Source organism: Myxococcales bacterium (assembly GCA_023898405.1).
In the GTDB taxonomy this organism is placed as follows: domain Bacteria; phylum Myxococcota; class UBA727; order UBA727; family JABDBI01.
The window spans coordinates 981,411-1,002,354 of the sequence record CP060221.1; the positions used below are offsets into that span (position 1 = coordinate 981,411).

The 20,944-nt window shown below is 40.0% G+C and carries 17 protein-coding genes and 1 tRNA gene; 10 read left to right on the top strand and 8 right to left on the bottom strand.

Annotated elements, in window-relative coordinates:
- The first annotated feature begins 6 nt into the window (after positions 1-6).
- The gene (locus H6731_04480) at positions 7-1,335 is read left to right on the top strand and encodes an MCP four helix bundle domain-containing protein (GenBank protein USN51671.1); all 1,329 of its coding nucleotides are present in this window, start codon (positions 7-9) and stop codon (positions 1,333-1,335) included.
- Positions 1,336-1,436: 101 nt separating this feature from the next.
- Here the strand turns inward: H6731_04480 and H6731_04485 are convergent, their stop codons facing one another.
- From H6731_04485 to H6731_04495, 3 genes are read right to left on the bottom strand one after another with little or no spacing between them, the layout of a single operon-like run.
- Positions 1,437-1,847 carry a hypothetical protein gene (locus tag H6731_04485; protein USN51672.1) on the bottom strand — a complete coding sequence of 137 codons (411 nt, stop codon included), beginning with the start codon at positions 1,845-1,847 and terminating at the stop codon, positions 1,437-1,439.
- A 33-nt stretch (positions 1,848-1,880) separates the two neighbouring features.
- A complete protein-coding gene (gene dapB, locus H6731_04490) occupies positions 1,881-2,645 on the bottom strand; it encodes a 4-hydroxy-tetrahydrodipicolinate reductase (GenBank protein USN51673.1) in 765 nt (254 codons plus the stop codon).
- Positions 2,642-3,583, bottom strand: coding sequence for a 4-hydroxy-tetrahydrodipicolinate synthase (locus tag H6731_04495; GenBank protein ID USN51674.1), 942 nt, complete (start codon positions 3,581-3,583; stop codon positions 2,642-2,644). Before H6731_04495 ends, dapB begins: the two co-directional genes overlap by 4 nt.
- 320 nt (positions 3,584-3,903) lie before the next feature.
- On the opposite strand from H6731_04495, the gene H6731_04500 reads away from it, so the two are divergent.
- The 4 genes from H6731_04500 (at position 3,904) to H6731_04515 (ending at position 11,934) form a co-directional block, all read left to right on the top strand.
- On the top strand, positions 3,904-7,092 hold the full coding sequence (locus H6731_04500) for an isoleucine--tRNA ligase (protein ID USN51675.1): 3,189 nt from the start codon (positions 3,904-3,906) through the stop codon (positions 7,090-7,092).
- 47 nt (positions 7,093-7,139) lie between these two features.
- Positions 7,140-8,177 (top strand): hypothetical protein, encoded by a 1,038-nt coding sequence (locus H6731_04505; GenBank protein ID USN51676.1) that lies wholly within the window; start codon positions 7,140-7,142, stop codon positions 8,175-8,177.
- 123 nt (positions 8,178-8,300) lie between these two features.
- On the top strand, positions 8,301-9,758 hold the full coding sequence (locus H6731_04510; GenBank protein ID USN51677.1) for an FAD-dependent oxidoreductase: 1,458 nt from the start codon (positions 8,301-8,303) through the stop codon (positions 9,756-9,758).
- Positions 9,759-9,780: 22 nt separating this feature from the next.
- Positions 9,781-11,934, top strand: a complete 2,154-nt coding sequence (locus H6731_04515; GenBank protein ID USN51939.1) for a copper-translocating P-type ATPase — start codon at positions 9,781-9,783, stop codon at positions 11,932-11,934.
- 119 nt (positions 11,935-12,053) lie between these two features.
- On the opposite strand, the gene H6731_04520 is transcribed toward H6731_04515, so the two are convergent.
- From H6731_04520 to rplC, 4 genes are all read right to left on the bottom strand, one after another.
- A complete protein-coding gene (locus H6731_04520) occupies positions 12,054-12,296 on the bottom strand; it encodes a DUF1653 domain-containing protein (protein ID USN51678.1) in 243 nt (80 codons plus the stop codon).
- Between the two features lie 140 nt (positions 12,297-12,436).
- Complete coding sequence (locus tag H6731_04525) at positions 12,437-14,359, bottom strand: ABC-F family ATP-binding cassette domain-containing protein (protein USN51679.1); 1,923 nt, start codon at positions 14,357-14,359, stop codon at positions 12,437-12,439.
- Positions 14,360-14,570: 211 nt separating this feature from the next.
- Positions 14,571-14,867, bottom strand: coding sequence for a hypothetical protein (locus H6731_04530; GenBank protein ID USN51680.1), 297 nt, complete (start codon positions 14,865-14,867; stop codon positions 14,571-14,573).
- Positions 14,868-15,153: 286 nt separating this feature from the next.
- Positions 15,154-15,894: a 50S ribosomal protein L3 gene (gene rplC / locus H6731_04535; protein USN51940.1), complete on the bottom strand. Its 741-nt coding sequence runs from the start codon at positions 15,892-15,894 to the stop codon at positions 15,154-15,156.
- A gap of 141 nt (positions 15,895-16,035) precedes the next feature.
- Here rplC and H6731_04540 point away from each other — a divergent pair.
- A tRNA-Lys gene (locus tag H6731_04540) sits at positions 16,036-16,111 on the top strand.
- Positions 16,112-16,119: 8 nt separating this feature from the next.
- On the opposite strand, the gene H6731_04545 is transcribed toward H6731_04540, so the two are convergent.
- On the bottom strand, positions 16,120-17,130 hold the full coding sequence (locus H6731_04545; protein ID USN51681.1) for a response regulator: 1,011 nt from the start codon (positions 17,128-17,130) through the stop codon (positions 16,120-16,122).
- Between the two features lie 693 nt (positions 17,131-17,823).
- Between H6731_04545 and H6731_04550 the strand changes: the two genes are divergently transcribed.
- The 4 genes from H6731_04550 (at position 17,824) to lipB (ending at position 20,917) form a co-directional block, all read left to right on the top strand.
- Positions 17,824-18,477: a hypothetical protein gene (locus H6731_04550; GenBank protein ID USN51682.1), complete on the top strand. Its 654-nt coding sequence runs from the start codon at positions 17,824-17,826 to the stop codon at positions 18,475-18,477.
- A gap of 79 nt (positions 18,478-18,556) precedes the next feature.
- Entirely contained in the window at positions 18,557-18,727 is a 171-nt protein-coding gene (gene rpmG, locus H6731_04555; protein ID USN51683.1) for a 50S ribosomal protein L33, read from the top strand.
- Positions 18,728-18,828: 101 nt separating this feature from the next.
- On the top strand, positions 18,829-20,223 hold the full coding sequence (gene lpdA, locus H6731_04560) for a dihydrolipoyl dehydrogenase (protein ID USN51684.1): 1,395 nt from the start codon (positions 18,829-18,831) through the stop codon (positions 20,221-20,223).
- Positions 20,216-20,917 carry a lipoyl(octanoyl) transferase LipB gene (gene lipB, locus H6731_04565; protein USN51685.1) on the top strand — a complete coding sequence of 234 codons (702 nt, stop codon included), beginning with the start codon at positions 20,216-20,218 and terminating at the stop codon, positions 20,915-20,917. The genes lpdA and lipB overlap by 8 nt, the downstream gene beginning before the upstream one ends.
- The last annotated feature ends 27 nt before the right edge of the window (positions 20,918-20,944 follow it).

The following is a 20,944-nucleotide window of genomic DNA, read 5'->3' on the forward strand; positions in this document are numbered from 1 at the left end:
GATAATATGGGACCAGCATTTAAACTAGGATGTTTTTTCTCAGTATTTGTTATATTATTTTCGCTCTTTGGCGTTATTATCAACTCTCAGTTCGATAATTTTTCTTTGCTTATTGAAGATCTTCACGATCACCCTATGGCTGTTATGCGTAGTTCTTCATCCGCTGCTCTCGACGTAGTAAAGATCTCGCGTAACATCAAAGAAGCTCTCCTCATCAAAAACAAGGCACAAAGAGATCGCATCATAGCCTCTTTATCAATTTACGAAACCAACATTAGAAGGGAGCTGAAACTAGTTAACGCTCGTATAACAGGCGAAGAAGGAAGCGTGCTTATCAATAATGCTTTCAACTCTCTTAAAAGATGGCCTCCTCTTAAAGAAAAAATATTGGTCCTTGTAGATAAAGGCAATATCGACAAAGCCTTTGAGTTGCTTCGCAGTGAAGGCAATAATCTTTTAAGTTATATAGAAAACTCAATTTTAAAACTTACAAACTTTGCAGTAGGTCAAGGCATGCACTACCATGCCCTCGGTATTCAAACCACAACAAAAGCCAGGATAATTCTCCTTGTATCAGGCTTTATTGTCGTTTTGCTTTTTATTGTCGTGGGATTCATTATTGGAAGATTTCTCATTAAGCCCGAGTATACTGTTAAAGATTATTTAGTTCGAGTTACAAAAAATGATTTAAATCTTTCAATCCCTTTCAATGAAACATTGGGGGGAGCAATGGGAAAACACTTACTCAAGTTCATTCAAATGGTTAAAGAACACATCGATCCTGCTCAAGATCAAATTAGAGATATGCAAAAAAATATTAATAGCGTTCTTTCTTATCGACAAAATTTTATAAAAACCTCAGATGCCCTTGAGCAAAAAACTGAGTACCTTGACAAGAAATCTTTAGAATTAGTTGAAAAGATTCATCCTGTGATTGACTCTGTTGCTACCTTTGCTGCCAACAACAAGCAGATCGAGAATGATTTAAAAATAGTAATGCAAATAACATCAAGTCAACAGCTTCTACTTGGCACATTAAAAAGCGCTGTTGACCAAGAAAAACTTCAACAAATAAAAGATCAAGAAAATTCGATTAATAACTACATTAAAAGTAGTGTCGAAATTATTTCGCAAGCTTCAGTTCTCTCGCAAAATTTAAAACTGTCTTTGAAAGAAATATCTGATCTGTGCACCGAAAAAACAAGCTTCAAAAATGATATCAATGACTTAAGAAACTCGCTTCAAACTATTGTCGATAGCTTGGAAAAAGTTCGAAGCGATAGTGTCACAGTAAAAAAGATGTTGCGCTATGAAACAAAAAATGGAGAAACTTAATTTTTTAAAACGCTCTTCATTTTTCGCTGGTGAGTTTTTTAAAATCAGCAAGAGAGTGCCAAAACTAGACCACCCTGCTCACACAAGGTGGCATAAATTTTTTAGAGCACATCAAGATATTTGGCGCGTTTCTTTTTAATATTCTCTACTATTTTTTGCACAGTAACGATGTCACCAGAATAAACACGATCTACCAACTTAGTATCAGCAAGTAGATGTAAAGCTTCATCGAGTGCACCCGCGGTAGAAGCCGAAAAAGTATTGGGAAACAATGCTTCCCACACTTCATACTGTTCTAAAGGCTGCATATGAGTTCGCATAAAGACATGAAAATCTGATCCAGGCCTTAAATCGATCCGCTGATTGGAAGAATAACTACGCTGCGCACGATATTGAGAGTAATAAAGCTCACACAAGCTATAGGCTACCTCCTTTCGCCAATCATCTTCTGGAACTTTTATCCTATTTCCATCTTTTTCTTCTTCAGCAATCAAACCACGCCAATCCACCATTATCACCTCATTTTCACTACACTATTTATCGGCTCAATTAGGCCTATTTTCTATTGTCATATTTAGATTTAGCACATCAGCCATGTCATACAATCCAGGTCCTTGCTGCGAAAGAAAAAGCGCTGCAAACAAAGCACCTTCAGCAAATATTGCTCTATCAAAGACCTTGTGGCTTATCTCTAAGCATTCGTTTTTCTTAAAGAAGCGAACTGAGTGTTCACCCATCACTTCAGCAATACGAGCACAATTTATTTCTATATCTTGATCAAGCTCAGCTTCAGCCCCTTCTATAGCTTTTTTAATTGCCAAAGCTGTTCCACTGGGCGCATCTTTTTTATGACGGTGGTGAATATCGTTGATAAGCACAGCAGAGTGAGGCAGTGTTGCTGCAGCCAGGTGACTAAATTCAATCATTAAATTAGCCATGATGGATGTGTTAGGAGCGAATAAAACCCCTATGTATTCCGCAGCTCTCGACAAAAGAGTCATATGAGCAGATGGATGTCCTGTAGTGCCAACCAGTAACGAGCATTTGTGTCTGCTTGCAAAAGTCACCAATGACTCAAGCTTGCTAAAGTGTGAAAAATCGACAATCAAAGTTTTTGGCCTAAGATGTGGCACAAGTTGATCGAGTTCACTAACAACCGGAAATTCCCACTCATTGGGAGCGTTTTGTTCAGGGCGAGAACTGATCACTGCACCAATAATTTCAAAACGAGCATCGTTGGAAAATTTTTTAATCAAAGTTTGTCCCATACGCCCTAGAGCGCCAACAATGATCAAGGGAATTGGAGTCATGAGCACAGCCCCTTCTGCTTGAAATTTTTTATAAAATCAAAGTCATTGCACTGTTCAAGCAAGACTTTTTCATCGTGTTCAGAAAGCGGCACAAGCGGCAGACGAAAATATTTTTTGAGCATATCCATAGCCGCCAAAATAGTTTTGATAGGAATGGGATTGCTGTGAGAAAATAAAATTTTGCATAAGCTATTCAGGCGGCTCGCTATTTTTTGCGCATAAACGATTTCACCCTGCCTAAAACACCTATAGAGTGTGAGCATCTCCGATGCTGCAACATGTGAGAGCACGGAAATATTGCCATCCGCTCCAAGAGCTAAAAATGAAAAGAAGCTACTGTCTTCACCACAGAAAAACAAAAAATTGGGCTTAGCTTCGCGACCAAGGCGAATCATATCGACCATACGCTCTATGTTTGAGTTCGCATCTTTCAATCCGATAATAAGTGGATTTTCTAACGCAATTTTCGCCATAGTTTGGGGCGCCAAATCGATACCCGTACGGCCAAAAGCATTGTACACAATAATAGGTTTTTGAGCATTTTGAGCTATGGTCGAAAAATGCATAAACAAACCATCTTGTGTCGCTTTGTTGTAGTAAGGCACTACCTGCAAAGTAGCATCCGCTCCTGCATCTTCCATGATTTTCTGCCATTCAATGGCTTGTCTGGTGGAATTACTCCCTGCTCCAGCGATCACCCGCTGATCGCTATTAAGCACGTCTTTAGCAATTTTAATCAAACGTACTTTTTCTTGGGTTGAAAGGGTAGGAGATTCACCGGTGGTACCGGCCAAAACAACCCCGTGAACTCCTTCTTCTTTTTGCTGCAACAAAAGTTTACAAAAACTTTCCTCATCAAGTTCACCATTTTCACAAAAAGGCGTTACCAAGGCAGTATGAATACCTTTGAATTGATCTGTTATTTGAGCGCTGAGCATCGATACTTCTCCCACAATAGGTCTCAGCCTGCCTCTTTAGCTATTTTTTGGCAAATGGGTTGTTTTAGGATAAACAGCATGACAAAAGCCTTACTGCTCTTGCAAAGAACAAAATAATACCAATCCCAGAAATTAACTAAGTCTAATTTCTGAACGCCCGCAGCAAAACGATGACTAGGAAGAAATTAGGCTTAGTTATTTACTGGGGTTGGTATAAAAGTTTGAGAGAACAGTAAAAAGCAGTTCAGACTCTCACTGTTCTCTTAAGTGTAAAAATTTTATTGGCTTATCATGTTTGCTGTTTGAATTGAGGTGTTGTGATGAATCATTTTCCAACTCTATCCAAAAACTTTAACTTCACTGAAGAAGAAAAGTCTGTTCTTGAATTGTGGGATCGCATCGATGCCTTCAAGCGCTCAATCAAGCAAAAAAAATCTTTGGGAGCGACACCTTACAGCTTTTATGATGGCCCTCCATTTGCCACAGGACTTCCTCACTACGGACACCTCGTTGCATCTTCCATCAAAGATACGGTTGCTCGTTATTGGACCATGCGTGGTCATTATGTTGAGCGACGGTTTGGCTGGGATACCCATGGTTTACCCATTGAGATGGAAACCGAAAAAAGCCTAGGTCTTTCTGGCCCACACAGCATACGCGAGTATGGCATTGGAAAATTTAATGAAGCATGCCGCTCAGGAGTTCTCAAATATACCCAAGAATGGCGCAGAGTTATCCGCCGTTTGGGGCGCTGGGTAGATTTTGACAATGACTATAAAACTCTCGATCGTTCTTTTATGGAATCGGTGTGGTGGGTATTTTCTGAGCTTTGGAAAAAAGATTTGGTGTATCAAGGCTTTCGTGTCATGCCCTACAGTGTACGCCTCTCCACACCTCTTTCTAATTTTGAAGCTAATCTCAACTACCAAGAAGTACAAGATCCAGCGGTCACTATCAAAGCAGAGCTTAAAGATGAGGCCAATACCTTTCTTTTAATCTGGACCACCACTCCCTGGACCTTGCCCTCTAATTTGGCCATAGCCGTAGGAAATGCCATTGACTACCTTAAAGTAAAACAAAAAGGCGATGAAAATAATTATATTGTTGCCGAGGCGCTTGCTGAAAAAGTTTTTAAAAATGGCTTTAAGATCGTTCAAAAACTCAAAGGCTCCGATCTAGTTGGACGAAGTTATCATCCTATATATTCCCACACCGACTATGCATCAGCATTGGGAAATGATCTATCGAAATGTTTTAAAGTGATCGCTTCTGATCATGTCACAACAGAGAACGGAACTGGCTTGGTGCACATGGCTCCTGCTTTTGGAGCTGATGACTTCGAAGCTTGCAAAAAAGAAGGCATTCCATTTTTGGATCCCATCGATGAGGAAGGAAAATTTTATGCCTGGACTCCAAAACTTTTGGGATTGAATTTTAAAGATGCCGACAAAGCCGTTTTAAAAACTCTAAAAGAAGAGCACAAAGTTTTTGATCACTCTGTCATTGTTCACTCTTATCCATTTTGTTGGCGTTCCAATACGCCTCTCATGTATAAAGCCGTCCCTGTTTGGTTTATCAATGTACCAAAAATAAAAGAACGAATGAGCAGGCACAATGAAAGCATTCACTGGGTCCCCGAAGCCATCGGCCATAAGCGTTTTGCCCGCTGGCTCGAAGATGCAAGCGACTGGTCAGTTTCGCGCAATCGATTCTGGGGCACCCCGATTCCCATCTGGCATTGCAAAGCGTGCGATCATAAAATTTGTCTGTCATCTGCCCAAGAGTTAGAAGAAAAAAGTGGCGCAATACTCGATGATCTTCACAGTCACTTTATCGATGGCCTAGAGATTCCATGCAGTCAGTGTGGCTCTTCTATGCAGCGTATTTCTGAGGTATTTGATTGTTGGTTTGAGTCAGGTTCAATGCCGGTAGCTCAGATACATTATCCTTTTGAAAATCAGGAATTTTTTAACTCATCTTTTCCTGCAGATTTTATCGCTGAAGGTCTGGACCAAACGAGAGGCTGGTTTTATACCCTCTTGGTAATTTCTACTGCTCTCTTTGACAAACCTCCTTTTAAAAACGTCATCGTCAACGGCATGGTATTGGCTGCTGACGGTGCTAAAATGAGCAAATCCAAGAAGAATTATCCTGATCCAGAGCATGTTATTAATGAGTATGGTTCGGATGCTCTGCGTGCATATCTCATAGGATCACCTGTTGTTCGTGCAGAGCCCCTCCAGTTTAAAGAGCAGGATGTTAAAGAAATTGTACGTTCGGTACTTTTGCCACTTTTTAACTCGTGGTCATTTTTTGTGCAGTATGCAAATCTCGATGCTTTTGATCCAAAGGATATAAATAAAGCTCTGAGCCTTAAGGATCGACCTGAGATCGATCGCTGGATTATTTCAAAACTGCAATCTTTAATAGCTATAGTTAATAAAGAAATGTCAGGCTACTACCTTTATAAAACCATTCAGCCCATACTCAGCTTTATCGATGACCTCACAAACTGGTACATTCGTCGAAGCCGCAGACGTTTTTGGAAAAATGCTGATAGCCCTCAGGAGCATGCTGATAAACTTGCTGCCTACGCCACTCTCTATGAAGTGCTCACTACTTTTGCCAAAACTCTGGCACCGATTTTGCCCTTTTTAAGTGAAATGCTCTATCAAAATCTTGTGGTTCATGCAGGTCTCAACAAATCTCAAGAAGATAGCGTGCACTTGTGTGATTTTCCTCAAGCTGATCCAGCTAAAATTGATCACAAACTTGAAGAACACATCCGCACTATCCGTCAGGTAGTTAACATGGGCCGGGCTTTAAGAGAAAAATATCGACTTAAAACTCGCCAGCCTTTGCTCAAAATTACCGTGGTAAGTCACTCTGAAGACGCCATGAATGCGCTCACTGCTCACGAAGAATTGATTCTATCTGAACTCAATGTTCGGAGTCTGGAACTTTTACGAGAAGATGACTCCTTGTGCACACTGAGCTGCAGACCTAATTTCAAGCACCTAGGTCCGCGTGTTGGCAAAGATATGAAAACTATGAGCCAGGCCATCGCCGCGCTTTCTCGAGCTCAATTACAAATGCTTGAGGCTGGCGATATTTTGTCGCTCAATGGCTACCACATAAGTATCGACGACGTGACGATTGTGAGAGAAGCAGTCAAAGACGTGGTGGTAATGAATGAAGATCACATCACGGTTGCGCTTGATACCGAAATTAACCAGGAGCTAAGATACGAGGGAATCATGCGTGATGCTCTAAGCACCTTGCAACGACACCGAAAAGCTTTGGGACTAGAAGTAAGCGATCGCATAAAAATTTATCTCAGCAGCGACAATGATGAAATCATCGTGGCGCTCAAACAACATCAAAACTATTTGGCTTCTGAATTGTTGGCGAGCGATTTAACAATTGAAAAAGCTCTCTCTCAAGATGCCGATTGCCAAGAACTCATGGTTGACAACATGACTATATGGACAAAAATCACTAAGGCTTAAAATAAGCTTCGTTTTTTGATAGAGAAATTTTTTGTAGGGCAAAGTGTATGGACAGACTTGTGCAAAAATTTTTATTTTTGATTATATTCTCTGTGCTAGCATGCAATCCTACTAACAAGAATCAAGATACCGATCGTGCCCTTAGAGATAAAAAACTCAACAAAAAAGCAAAAAATCATCAATACAGCAATGATAAGCCATCAGAGAAAGGAGAGTACTCGATACTAAGTTACAATCTTTTTGGTGGCATCTGTTTAAATAATGATAATTCACTATTCAGTAGGCTATTAAAGAATATAGATATTTTCTTCACACAAGAATCCGTAGACATAAATACTCTCTTTCATCTCAGCAAGGCTATTCCGACTGGCTATGGCCCAGAGACGGTAAGCGTGTATTTAGCTCATACAATTGAGCATAAGCCTTTTAAAGGAGAGAAAATCAGCACACAGAGCACTACTGCTGAGATTCCCGATCGCCATGCAATAGTTGCCGATTTAGACGGCTTAAAAATTGCCAATCTGCATCTGTCAGGTGGTCGATATGACGATAATTTTATCGCCAAGAATATTGATAATCAGCAGCAGATCAATGCCTACATAAAATATAAGACACAACTCTTAAATGACGTCATCAAAAAAAATCCTGATATAATCCTTGGAGATTTCAATAGCGTATACGCTAGCGACCCTACGTTAAAGCAAAGCTTTTATGATTCTCAATTTAATTATTTTGCCAACAATCAATTCATAAAACATCCACTAAATGATGCCCAAAAAGAAGTAATTCTTAAGCTCAACCAAAGCCCATACGATCTGCTGTCAGCCATGGGATACTTCTATGCTCAGCCTCAAAACGAAAAGTCTGCTATCACTAACTGCCGTGGGCTCAGCATCATAGATTCCATTTGGTATAAAAAAGATCGAGTTGAACTAAAGGATGTCGAGATTGTAGAAATATTTCAAAACAAGCAAAGGTGCTCTGCACCCTTTTGTCCCTTAGGTGGAAATCCAACGACAGGAGGCCTATCCGATCATAATCCTATTAGGGCAAAAGTAAGTAAAATTGCTAAACTGCCCAAATAATTTCTCCTACAAAGCTTTAACGATTAAACCTTGCTAAGCCCACGAAACCCCCAATCTTCGATGGACTAAATTGCAAGTTCAAAAAGTTTTTATAACGTGTACAAAAATAAGCGGCTATCAACTATGAAGTATTTTTCAGTTTTAAAAACTTTTGTATTCTTCATTGCTATTTTACTTATTGGCCACGCTACTCACGCTACTCGCTTTGCCATAGTTGGAGCAGGTTTATCAGGAGTGACAGCTAAATATCTTTTGGCCAAAAGAGGTTTTAGAGCGCAGCTTTTTGAGGCTTCGGATCGTTTAGGGGGGCGGGTTTATACGCATAAGGATTACCAATGGGGTATCGAAGTTGAGGGAGGCGGAAGTTTTATTGATCGAGGTCATCGCAACATAATTCAACTTGCCCAAGAGCTTGGACTTTCTTTGTTAGAACTCAAAAAAGAGGGAGCACAACAGCGAAAATATTTTTTCAATAACCGTCTGATAGATTACAAGCAACTTTATCGTGAATCATTACCTATTTTGAGGGAAATTCACTACGATCTCGCTACAATTAAAAATGAAAAAAAATATTTCTTCACAGGTATCACTAAAAAAGAACAGGAGCTCGATCAGCTATCGATCCGAACTTATCTCACCAAGCTTGGGGCTTCACCCTTATTTCTAGAATTGGCCAATGCTACACAATGTAACGAAAATGGTAGAGATATCGATGATCTAAATGCTTTGTGTTTTCTTCAGCTTATTAAGATAGATTTTGAAAAAGAATATTTTCTTATGGATGGACAGTTAGGTGATGAAGGCAGTCAAATAGAAGGAGGGAATAGCAGGATTATCGAGGCACTTGCTCAAACAATCCCAAAGTCTCAGCTTTTCTTTCACCACCGTTTAAAGAAAATTTTGCGTCATGCTCAAGGATTTCAACTGCAGTTTGATGTTCAAGGGCAAGAGAAAAATTTCGATGCAGATAAGGTTATCATGGCCCTGCCCATGCCTATATTGCGTGAAGACGTAGACCTTTCCCAAGAAGGACTCCTCCCTAAAGAGCTTTCAAAGCTTATCAATGATCTTCCTTACGCAATGACTTACAAAATGGTTTTGGTCTTTTCCAAACCAATTTGGCGCACACAAGATGATGGAATGCTTGAACTCATGACAAAGGATTTTGATCTATGGGAAAGCAGCTTTAATAATTCAGCCAACAAAAATTTTCATCTTACAGCATATTTCGGTGGCCAACGAGCTCTTGAAGACAACGATGGCAATGAAAAGGTAGAGAAAGTTTTATCAGTTCTTGAGAAATTGTATCCCGACATTAGAAATTATTTTTTGGGAACAAGCCCTACCATTCATTGGCCAACCCACTCTCTGAGCAAGGGTGCCTATGCTGGTCCTGCGCATGTTGGACAATGGCAACAACTAGAATTGCTCGACAAAGCAAAAGCCAAAGATATTTATTTTGTTGGTGAACAATGGGGGGATACAAATTCTTTAGGGTTCATGGATACTGCCGTGCATAGTGCTCACAGAGCGGTGCAGGAAATCATATTGGAAACATACGCACATGAAAAATCTCAATAAAGCACAGCATGACTGTTGCAGTATGAATACTGACTATCAAAGCGAAACAAAGTCCATGGGCGATATCATCTATACCTGCCCCATGCATCCAAAGGTTCAGGAAAATAGTGCAGGAAGCTGCCCAATTTGTGGCATGGATCTAGAACCACAGTACGGACACAACGAAAATGATCAGGCATATCACTTTATGCGAAAAAAATTTTTGATTGCATTGATCTTTAGCGTTCCACTAATTTTACTGAGCATGATCGACATGCTTGTAGGCCATCCTGTTGCACAATTTATTTCCCCATCAATGGAACGACTTATACAATTTCTCTTAGCAACACCTGTTTGTATTTACTCTGCTTGGCCATTTTTTATACGCGCCTATCAATCATTTGCGCGTATGCGTCTCAATATGTTCTCTTTGATTGGCTTGGGAGTTTCTGTTGCCTATTGCTACAGCATTATCGCGGCCTTCTTTCCTGAATTTTTTTTAGATGCTTTTAAAGATCAGCGTGGACAGGTGGCTGTTTATTTTGAATCGTCCGCAGTGATCGTCACATTGATATTGTTGGGTCAGCTGCTTGAGCTCAAGGCTCGCTCACACACGAACCGCGCAATACGCGAGCTTATGAAGCTTCAGCCAAATACAGCACGACGCATTGAAAAAGATGGTACTGAACACGATGTTAATATTTCTGAAATCAAGTTTAATGATCACCTGCGAGTTCGCCCTGGAGAAAAAATTCCCGTTGATGGTGAAATCATCGAAGGAGAAAGTCTGATAGATGAGTCCATGATAACGGGCGAGCCTCTGCCTCACAGAAAATCTCTCAACGATAAAGTTGTAGGTGCAACCATCAATAAAACTGGCTCATTCATTATGAAGGCAGAAAAAATTGGGGCAGATACACTCTTATCGCGTATCGTTCAAATGGTTGCGCAAGCCCAAAGAAGCCGTGCTCCGATTCAAAGCTTAGTTGATAAAGTAGCAGCGGTGTTCGTTCCATTGGTAATAGTGGCCGCGTGCATTACCGCCCTAGCATGGGGATTTTTTGGCTCAGAACAAAACATGGCCTTCGCTGTAGTAAATTCAATAGCAGTGCTCATCATTGCATGCCCTTGTGCATTAGGGCTCGCAACACCAATCTCGATTATGGTAGCAACAGGCAAAGGTGCAACACTTGGAATTTTATTTAAGGATGCACAAGCTATTGAGCGAATGCGGAAAGTAGACACACTTATTTTTGATAAAACGGGTACGCTTACCGAAGGAAAACCACGGCTAGTAAAAATTATTACTGCCCACAATTTTGATGAAAACATTTTGCTTAGTTTGGCTGCCTCATTAGAAAAAGCAAGTGAACACCCTTTAGCCCGGGCTATAATCGATGAATCACATGCCCGAAATTTGCAGTTTAAAAAAGTTCGCGATTTTTCTTCTCATACCGGCATGGGAGTGACGGGAATTATTGACAACAAATTAGTTGCCATCGGCAATAAACTTTTGTGTGATCATTTTGGATTTTCAAATACATTTGATTCCCTTGCAGACACATTAAGAAAAGAAGGCGCTACCGTTATGTTTATTGCCATTGAAAAACAGGCGGTAGGTATTCTTGCAGTAGCTGATCCCATAAAAAAGTCCACCAAGAAATCTTTAACAGAATTACAAAAGCTAGGTTTGACCTTGGTGATGGCCACTGGCGACAACCATATTACAGCCACAGCAGTGGCACATTCTTTGGGAATTAAACATGTAGCATCGGAGATAACTCCTGATAAAAAACAAGCACTCATCAAAGAGTACCAAAGCAAAAATGCCATTGTGGCTATGGCTGGAGATGGAATAAATGATGCACCAGCACTGGCACAGGCAGACATTGGTATCGCCATGGGAACTGGAACTGATATTGCCATCGAAAGTGCGAGTGTCACTTTGGTAAAAGGCGATCTCATGGCTATCGTTCAAGCGCGTAGATTGAGTGAAGCCACCATAAGAAATATTCGTGAAAATCTTTTCTTTGCATTTATCTACAATTCGTTCGGGATCCCTATAGCCGCCGGTGTTTTGTACCCCTTATTCGGAATTTTGCTCAATCCCATGCTCGCAGCCTTAGCAATGAGCCTTAGTTCTGTTTCAGTCATTGGCAATGCTCTACGACTCAATTTATTTAAAAAGAGCTCATAAAGTTCAAAAATAAAATTGTAAAAATTAAACAAAAAACGAATTTACTATTCATGAAAGTAAAGGAATTTTTTTTAAACCTACAAACTGTTTATCGCGCGAGTACAAACAAGCAATGCTTGCTATAAATCACTATCAAGCTTAATAAAACGAGAAACAACATTGCCATTCACTTGAAGTGATCCAAGAAAAAGCGCCAAAGGACGATGCCAAATCTTGCTTATGGGATTTTCATATAGCGCTTCATAGACGACATAGGGACTAAGATCTTCAGAGTGAAGCGAAAGGGCTATGATGCGATAGTTTTTGCCTTTATAGTGACGCCAAATTTCGCCAGGATTAATATCATTTGCTAAGTTTTTCATTAAACTTCCTAGCTTGTCACAGCAAGTTCTTAGATTTTTCGTAATTGTTTTTAGCCCCATAGAACAAGAATGCAATTGCGATCTTTTCTTGGTTTGTTTGAAGCTTTGTTCTAAAAAAATTATCAGTGATAATCTATTTGTTAAGTTTCTTCACCAAGATCACCAAGCTGCTGTTCACTTTGCTCCCAATCAAAAATTAAATCATCAAGCTTTTGTTTAAGTTGATTTTTTTGATTTTCTATCTCTACCACTCGCTCATGAGAATTTTCTTGAAAAAAATTAGGTTCTAAAAATAGCTGATCGAGCTTGGCTATTTTTTCCTCGGTTTCTTCCACCATCAACACAAGTTTTTCTAAATGTTTTTTTAGTTTTTGCACCTGGGAACGACGGCGTTTTTGTTCTTCATAACTTAAACGTTTTTCAGTGTTAGGTGCATCAGGCGCTTTGCTTTGCGCTTTTTCTTCCTTCGCATCAAGATAATCTCTGTTTTTAAAAGCCACAAACTCGCTATAATTTCCCATGTAGTCTTTGCTGCCTTGGGAGGTCACTTCCAAGATGCGCTGAGCAAAAGTATCAATAAAATTCCGATCGTGAGAAACAACCAGCAGGGTTCCCATAAAGTCTCTTAGAGCAATGGTTAAACTTTCGATACTCTCTAAATCCAAGTGATTGGTTGGCTCATCCAACAGTAAGACATTGGGTTTTTGGATCATTAAATAAGCAAGATAGAGCCGCCCAAGCTCGCCCCCACTCAAATCTTTAGTAAGTTTTTTGGCATCCTCACCGCTGAACAAAACGCGCCCAAGCATGCCTTGCACATAACTCTGTGGTTTATCGGCACAAAATTGCCACAGCCACTCAAGCACACTGTTTTTGAAATTTTTTATGGCTCTCCCACAATCCTGGGCAAAATAGCCTACGCTCGTGCCATAGCCCCATTTAACCTGTTTATCGCATTCCGAAAATTCACCGGCCAAAGCTTTAATGAGCGTTGATTTCCCTGAACCATTGGGTCCTATAACAGCAATTTTTTCTCCGCGTTTTATTTGAAAAGAAAAATCATCAATGATGATTTTTTCACCATAAGATTTGGTCAGATTTTTAACATCCAAAACATCTTTGGGGCCTGGCTCTAAAATATCAAAACGAAATTTAGGATGAATACGCGTACTTTTTTTAGGCTCTTCGATAACTATTTTTTCCAGCTGCTTGATGCGGCTTTGCGCTTGACGAGCTTTAGAAGCCTTTGCCCTAAATCGCTCAATAAATGCTTCTTTTTGTGCAATTTCTTTTTGCTGAGCAATAATTTCTTTTTCTTTTTGCAGCAAAAACAATCTGCGCGCGTTCTCAAAGGCAGAATAATTTCCAACATATTCAGTGACCGTGGAAAAATCCATATCAAGAATACGTGTACAGACACTATCCATGAATCTGCGATCGTGGGAAACCAACACCACCATCCCCTGATAGTTGGACAAAAATTTTTCTAACCAATCGATAGATACAATATCTAAGTGGTTGGTTGGCTCATCGAGTAGAAGAATATCTGGATTTTTGATAAGTGCTTGAGCAAGAAATACTCTCCATTTGTATCCTCCTGAAAGCACGCGCAGCGCTTGTTCATGAAGCGCAGTCGCAACTCCCAAACCTTCTAAAATTTCTTGTGAGTAAGGACGCAAACGATAACCTTCATGATTGCTGATAAACTCTTCAAGCTGGGCTATTTTTGCGCCATCAGCAGGATCATCTTGACTCAAAAACTTTTCCTGCAGCTTAATTGCGTCAAAAAGTTCTCGTTTACCCATCATGGCAGTATCAATAATGCTTTGATCATCATTCAAGCTGTGATCTTGACCAATGCGAAATAAGGTCTGGTGAGCTGGAATTTCTATATCACCGCTGTCCGCTTCCATTTCACCGGCAATCATTTTCAACAAGGTGGACTTACCGCAGCCATTGGCCCCTACAATTCCATAGCGTTGGTGATCAAGCATTCGCAGTGAAACATTTTCAAACAAAGTTTTATACAAAAAGGCATGGGATAATTTTCTTAGTTCGATCATAAAAACTCACATAATCAGCCAGGGCATCTTGAATGCCACAAGTGAATAAGCGCACGTAGTTCAAATACTTGTCATGGACACGGATTATATGAAAAAAACTGACAAATCAAATTTGATTCTTGGAATGTTTTGAAAATAATTTCTTAAAACATCCCAATATTTTTCAAGCTTACAGACTCTTTTTACATGAGAATTTTTTAAAAAATTCAATTTATTCTTGAGCCTCAGGCTTATACCACTCTTGAATGATGCGAGCTATCTCCAAACCTTGAGCCTCAGATGAAATATTAAATTTCGATTGATACATGTACTGATCATTGCGTTTACGATAACGGCGAATGGTAATTTTAGGCGGACGAAAATCCCCAAGTTTTTTATCAAACTCTTGATAAAGAAACATCACTGTCGCCCATGCTCCTTTCGAAAGCACATGCTTTTTAAGTTCTTTGACTCGCAGTTCACCTTCTTCTTCCCAGTTTACCGTTAACTGATCGATTGCTTCTGACATACGCACTCCCTTATTCTTCTCATAACTTTAAACTCAATTAATCTTTTCTCAAAAATAAACGCCTTCAACATGATGAGTTGAGGCTTTTAAAATCTCACAAATGATAAAGCTTTGGATCGCTAAAATTTAATAAGGACAAGATGCTTGTAATTTTCTTATCCCCATCGTTCGCAATTTCCACTAAATGTTTCGCTTATTTGTAAGACAGGAAAAAACACATAAGAATAAAAAGGCAAGCCAAAGATGACTTGCCATCAAATCGTACCCATCAAAAAATGATGTCCGATTATTTTTTACCTTTTCCTGCCCCAGCTTTAGAAGCTTTCATTGGGTTCTTCAGACCTTTTTCTTCTTTAGGTCCAGAGATACCATGAATTACTTTAGCCTTGCGGTTTGACATACGCAGTTCAATGAGAGCACCTTTCGCACCAGGGACAGCACCCCTTAGACACAAGATACGCTCGTCTTCCATGAAGCGAACTATGCGTACATTTTTAACTGTCACACGTTCATTCCCCATTTGACCGGCCATTCTTTTGCCTTTCAACACGCGGCCAGGAAACTCACGCATACCGATGGAACCACCGCCACGAAATGTTTCGTGAGCACCATGAGTTGCATTGAAACCGCTAAAATTGTGGCGTTTCATAACACCAGCAAAACCTTTACCTTTACTGATGCCAGAAATATCCAACGACTCAGCAGTTTTCAACCATTCGAGAGAAGCCGATGCACCTTCTTCAAAAGAGGCAACCATCGATCCATCCATTCTGAATTCGCGCAAGAAGCGTTTAGGTTCGATATTTTTTTTGCTAAATAAACCTAGTTTAGGTTTGTTGAGAGTCTTTTCTCGCACATCGCCATACGCGACCTGAACAGCGTCATACCCATCAACTTCTGAAGTTCTTTTTTGTACTACAACGTTATCTTTAATTTGAAGAACAGTAACGGGAATACAAACCCCATCTTCGAGAAATAATTGGGTCATACCAACCTTAGTTGCTAAGAGCCCTTGTTTTTTTTGCATTAAATACTCCCTAGTAGTCATACACGTATTTGCCAGAGGACTAATATGCCAGAACACTGTAGGGATATTTTATGTTTTGCAATACCCATTCGTATTGACAAGAACACTCAAAAGGTGCAGGTGGTGTAGGCCTTTTGAAGTGGGCTCGTAGCTCAATTGGCAGAGCAATGGACTCTTAATCCGGCGGTTGAAGGTTCGATTCCTTCCGGGCCCACCACTCTGGCGTTACTCATTCAAGCGCATCCCGATCGGTGATGAATATTCATTAAATGAGAGCAGATTTTCTTTTCTGACATCCAACATATTTGGTCCAAAAGCGCAGAAATAATCACTTTTTCCAGTGATTTTCAAAGCATCATAGAGATATTGTTCCCATACGCGCCCGTCAGGTAAAATGCAGCTATTTTCATTATGATGACACAGAATTTGCAATCCTTCCCTTAGAGCACTTATCACTTCAGCCGGAGCATTTTCGGCCTCTTTTGATTCACAATAAAAATCGATCTGATCTTTTATTCGAGTAAACAAACCAAAATGATTTCCATCAGCATCCAAAAATACAAAACTGCCTAAAAATTCGGTGAGATAATATTCAACAGCGCCAAAATCTTTACTAATACGATGAAATAACTCGACAAAAGCAGGATCGGATAAAGCGCTTTCTTCAGTCGAAAAACTTAAAGCTTGATGAATTATTTGCGAAAGATTAAGAAAATATCGTTTTTGTGCTTGTGCTAACGCTTGACTCAACAACTGCATAACATTGGGCGATTGTTTTCGAATAAAGGTATGGATCAAACCTTCGTTAAGCACTTCAATAGCTTTATGCTCATCAACAATACTTGTTAGAAGAATTTTTTGAATATTAGGGTTTTTGATCGATTTGCAGAATTCTATGCCGTCGATTCCCGGCATATGATAATCAACCACAACGGTAGAAATCTGCTCAAAACGAGCCTTGTTATACATGATGCGATAAATGTCGCGAACGTTCACGTCGAGAGTTCTATGTTCAAACTCTTCTTCGTCTATCATGCTCACTAAACCATCAGCTACTTCATTCCCATGATATTTTTCATTGATATGCTTTAGCGCCATATGAGGATCGCTATAAAAATTGTAGGTAGTAGTCTCAGCAGGAAGCCCTATCGCCACACTCTTAAGAAATTCTACATTATCATCAATCATTAAAACCGTAGTTGGAAAAAAAAAGCTTGGAATAGATTGTTTTGGCATCGTTCATTTCCTGTTGAGCAAAAAATTCGAAGCCACTGTGTGCTAAAAAGCATGGCTCCATAAAGATTTTCATAAAGCATGCAAAGCCTAGCATGGCCATTTCAACAAGCAAGTCGGAATATATTTCATATTAAAAAAAATAATCAAAAACTCTCAATCGCTTATGCATAACAATTTGAGATATTTTTACAATATTTAACATGCCTACGCAGCACATAGTTATTTAGCTATTATTTATAACCGTTCAGCCAGACTGCACCGGGTTTATTTTTAGCTTGAAACAAAATAAGGACGCCCCAAAAAACAAAACGAGTAAAAAACATAATGATATTGAGCTACTAGCTTTCAATGTGAATTTTGGATACGCTCAGCAAAAAATAGAGGGAATAGACAGGCTTGAACAACTAAAATAATATTGCAAACAGGATTAAATAGGTTAATCATTCTAAAATTTAGTCAGTTAACCAAAAAATATTGAATATACCTGTCTACCTCTCCTAACTTCTTCACGGGTGTTTTTGTGAGGACCACGGTTTTATTCATGGCCTATTGCTCTCACAAGAGAAACTACTATCCATAAGAATAGTTTTAGTCAATAAACTACTCTTAAAAATATTTTTTTGAGTGATTTTTTTGTTCAGCGCAACCTACTATGTGGTGTGATTTATTGTTGAGACCGCGCGCAACGGAGTTATGGTGAATCTAAAAAACAACCCAAACGCAAAGACTATTGGCACCAGATTTCGCTCAGCACGTTCTTTGGTACCTAATTTAAATAGAAAACTATTTTGCGAACGCCATGGAATTAATCGATACACCATGCAGTCATGGGAAAATGGTTTACATGTTTCTAAAGGAAAAAATGTCGAAAGATTTATTGAAGCACTAGCCAAGGAAGGTATCGCTTGCACAGCTGAGTGGCTCATCGATGGCATAGGCGAACCCGCACGCCCCATTTCTGATGCTCGTTTAGTAGAGATCTTCTCTTCTCCCAACCCTCAACAAGACCTACTCCATGAATGTTATGAGCAAATTTTTCAACAACTTGCCTCTTTCTATGAAGAAATCAACAAAAATACAGTTAAAATAAGGGTTAATGATGAGAGCATGGCTCCTAAATTTCGCGAAGGCGATTGGCTTTTAGGTGCTGATATTACGGATACCCCAGCAGATGCTCACCAAAAATTTTGCATTATTGAACTTGGCCCCCAACGTTTTTTAATTAGAAAAGTATTTCATACCAAGGATCACTTTTTATTAACAGCTCTAGATGAAAGAATACCTACTCTTAGCTTAGGAACTGCAACAAAAATCTATGAAATTATCTGGCACATGCTTGAACAATGATTAATTGCGCCCAAAGAGGCTTGCCTAAGTGAATAATACAGGCAATAAGTGGTGGTGAATAATTTTATGAGGTTAAGTTATGGCTAAAAAAGGCAAACGAGAATTGATTAAACTTGAGTCCACTCTTGGTACTGGTTATTTTTATGTGACAGTCAAAAACAAGCAAACAACCAAGGACAAGATTGAAATCAATAAATACGATCCTAAAGCTCGCAAACACGCTCCTTTTAAGGAAGTAAAACTTAAGTAACTTCTCAATATAAGCTTGCCCGAGCAAACACTTCAATAAGCTGCAAACTTAGTATCTTGCAGCTGCTACACCGATTCAACTCTAGCCCTCAGGGGGATGTGATGACGAAGCAGTATGACCTCGTAGTGATTGGTGCAGGGCCTGGTGGCTATGTTGCCGCTGCAAGAGCGGCCTCGCTAGGTTTAAAGACGGCTGTGGTGGAAAAAGATCCAAGCCTTGGAGGCACTTGCCTTCATCGCGGCTGTATTCCCACAAAAGCCTTGCTTCATGCCGCAGATACTTTTGACGAAATCAAACACGCTCCTCGGATCGGTATTAAAACTGCCGGCGTAGAAGTCGATTGGAGTGAAATACAAAAATATAAAGCTCGGATTATCAACTCTAATGCTGGCGGTGTCGCTCACCTGATGAAAAGCAAAAAGATTGATGTCTTTAACGGCTTTGGCTCCTTGAAAGATAAAAATACCGTAGTCATAAAAAACGAAAAAGAAACGCAAAGCATTAGCTGCAAAAATATTTTGCTTGCTGTTGGTTCAAAACCGCGTGATTTCCCCAATACCAAAGCTTCACCGCGAATTTTAAACTCCGACACTATCTTAGAATTAAAACAGATCCCTGGCTCGCTCACCATCATCGGTGGTGGAGTCATCGGTATCGAGTTTGCTTCTATCTTCAGCCGCTTTGGTACTAAGGTGAACATTATTGAGGCCATGCCTAGGCCACTTGCACCAGCCGATCATGCCTGTTCTAAAGAACTTCAGACACAGCTAGAAAAGCAAGGTGTCAATTTCTATGTCAATGCACGCGTGTCTAAGGTATCGAATAAGTCTGAACAAGCTCATGTGACTTTTAGCGATGAAAATGGAGCTTCATTACAGATCGATAGCGATTATGTATTGATATCCATAGGTCGCATACCACTCACTGAAGGCATGGGTCTCGAAAACACTCAGGTGCAACTTGAACGAGGTTTCGTGGTCGTTGATGGCTTTATGAGAAGCACCGAGGAAAATATTTATGCCATCGGTGATTGCGTAAATACGCCTTGGCTTGCACACATCGCTTCTAAAGAAGGTGTCATTGCGGTAGAAAAAATGGCAGGACTTAATCCTACTGCGCTTAACTATGAACATACCCCTTCTTGTGTATACTCTGAGCCTCCTGTTGCTTGGGCTGGGCTTACAGAGGAACAAGCCCAAGAGCGAGGACTTGACTTTAAAGTCAGCAAATTTGATTTCATGAGAAATGGCAAAGCTGGCATTTTGTTAAAAAATCGCGGTTTCGTAAAATTTATCACTGATAAAAAATATGGTGAAATTTTAGGTGTTCACATCATAGGTCCGCAAGCTACTGAGCTTCTAGCAGAACCTGCTTTTGCCATGCAAATGGAAGCAACTATCGACGACATTGCTGCTACAGTTCACGCTCACCCAACTCTTTACGAAGCAATCTACGAGGCTGCTCTCAATGCAGTCGATCAAGCTATTCATGGCTAGCTCTGTTCTTGAGGTACGTTATTTGGGAACCCATCAACCCTACGAAGCGAGTCTTAGGTTGATGGGAGCTTTGCACCAGCAAAGAGCATGTGATGAGATTCCAGATCAATTATTGTTGCTGGAGCACAATCCAGTGATTACCATAACGCGGCAACATAAAACTCGAAGTTTAATAAGTTCCATTGATAGCATCAAAGATGATGGTATCGAATTTTTTGAGGCTGATCGCGGTGGTGATGCTACGTTTCATGGGCCAGGACAAATTGTTGGCTACCCGATCATGAAATTGAGTTCCAACTGCTATGACAGCCTTGCTCACATTGAATATTACATGCGTAGCCTTGAATATGCTCTGCTCAAAAGTTTAGAAGAGTTGGGACTAAAAAATGCTATGACTATTCCTGGCTTTGCAGGCATTTGGCTTAGACAAAAAAAATTAAAAAAACTCGTCGCTATCGGCGTTGGATTAAGTCAGGGGGTCACTAAACATGGATTTGCCCTCAACACAAGCATCGATGCCAAAAAATTTACAAAGCATATTATTCCTTGCGGTCTTAAGGATCGAGATGTTGCCACGCTTAAGGAAGCCTTTTTAGAGCAACAACTTTCTTGGCCAGATGTTTCCGTTGTGTTAACGAAGCTGGCAAGCAACATCGCACGACAATTTTCTAAAACGCTCTTTTGGCATAGCTAAGCTTTCCAGAATGGCGGATTTTTATAG

Bases quoted from the DNA above. Each gene is read 5' to 3' on its own strand.
- H6731_04480 (USN51671.1), top strand. From the start codon at position 7: ATGGGACCAGCATTTAAACTAGGATGTTTTTTCTCAGTATTTGTTATA.
- H6731_04485 (USN51672.1), bottom strand. From the start codon at position 1,847: ATGGTGGATTGGCGTGGTTTGATTGCTGAAGAAGAAAAAGATGGAAAT.
- dapB (USN51673.1), bottom strand. From the start codon at position 2,645: ATGACTCCAATTCCCTTGATCATTGTTGGCGCTCTAGGGCGTATGGGA.
- H6731_04495 (USN51674.1), bottom strand. From the start codon at position 3,583: ATGCTCAGCGCTCAAATAACAGATCAATTCAAAGGTATTCATACTGCC.
- H6731_04500 (USN51675.1), top strand. From the start codon at position 3,904: ATGAATCATTTTCCAACTCTATCCAAAAACTTTAACTTCACTGAAGAA.
- H6731_04505 (USN51676.1), top strand. From the start codon at position 7,140: ATGGACAGACTTGTGCAAAAATTTTTATTTTTGATTATATTCTCTGTG.
- H6731_04510 (USN51677.1), top strand. From the start codon at position 8,301: ATGAAGTATTTTTCAGTTTTAAAAACTTTTGTATTCTTCATTGCTATT.
- H6731_04515 (USN51939.1), top strand. From the start codon at position 9,781: ATGAATACTGACTATCAAAGCGAAACAAAGTCCATGGGCGATATCATC.
- H6731_04520 (USN51678.1), bottom strand. From the start codon at position 12,296: ATGAAAAACTTAGCAAATGATATTAATCCTGGCGAAATTTGGCGTCAC.
- H6731_04525 (USN51679.1), bottom strand. From the start codon at position 14,359: ATGATCGAACTAAGAAAATTATCCCATGCCTTTTTGTATAAAACTTTG.
- H6731_04530 (USN51680.1), bottom strand. From the start codon at position 14,867: ATGTCAGAAGCAATCGATCAGTTAACGGTAAACTGGGAAGAAGAAGGT.
- rplC (USN51940.1), bottom strand. From the start codon at position 15,894: ATGCAAAAAAAACAAGGGCTCTTAGCAACTAAGGTTGGTATGACCCAA.
- H6731_04545 (USN51681.1), bottom strand. From the start codon at position 17,130: ATGCCAAAACAATCTATTCCAAGCTTTTTTTTTCCAACTACGGTTTTA.
- H6731_04550 (USN51682.1), top strand. From the start codon at position 17,824: ATGGTGAATCTAAAAAACAACCCAAACGCAAAGACTATTGGCACCAGA.
- rpmG (USN51683.1), top strand. From the start codon at position 18,557: ATGGCTAAAAAAGGCAAACGAGAATTGATTAAACTTGAGTCCACTCTT.
- lpdA (USN51684.1), top strand. From the start codon at position 18,829: ATGACGAAGCAGTATGACCTCGTAGTGATTGGTGCAGGGCCTGGTGGC.
- lipB (USN51685.1), top strand. From the start codon at position 20,216: ATGGCTAGCTCTGTTCTTGAGGTACGTTATTTGGGAACCCATCAACCC.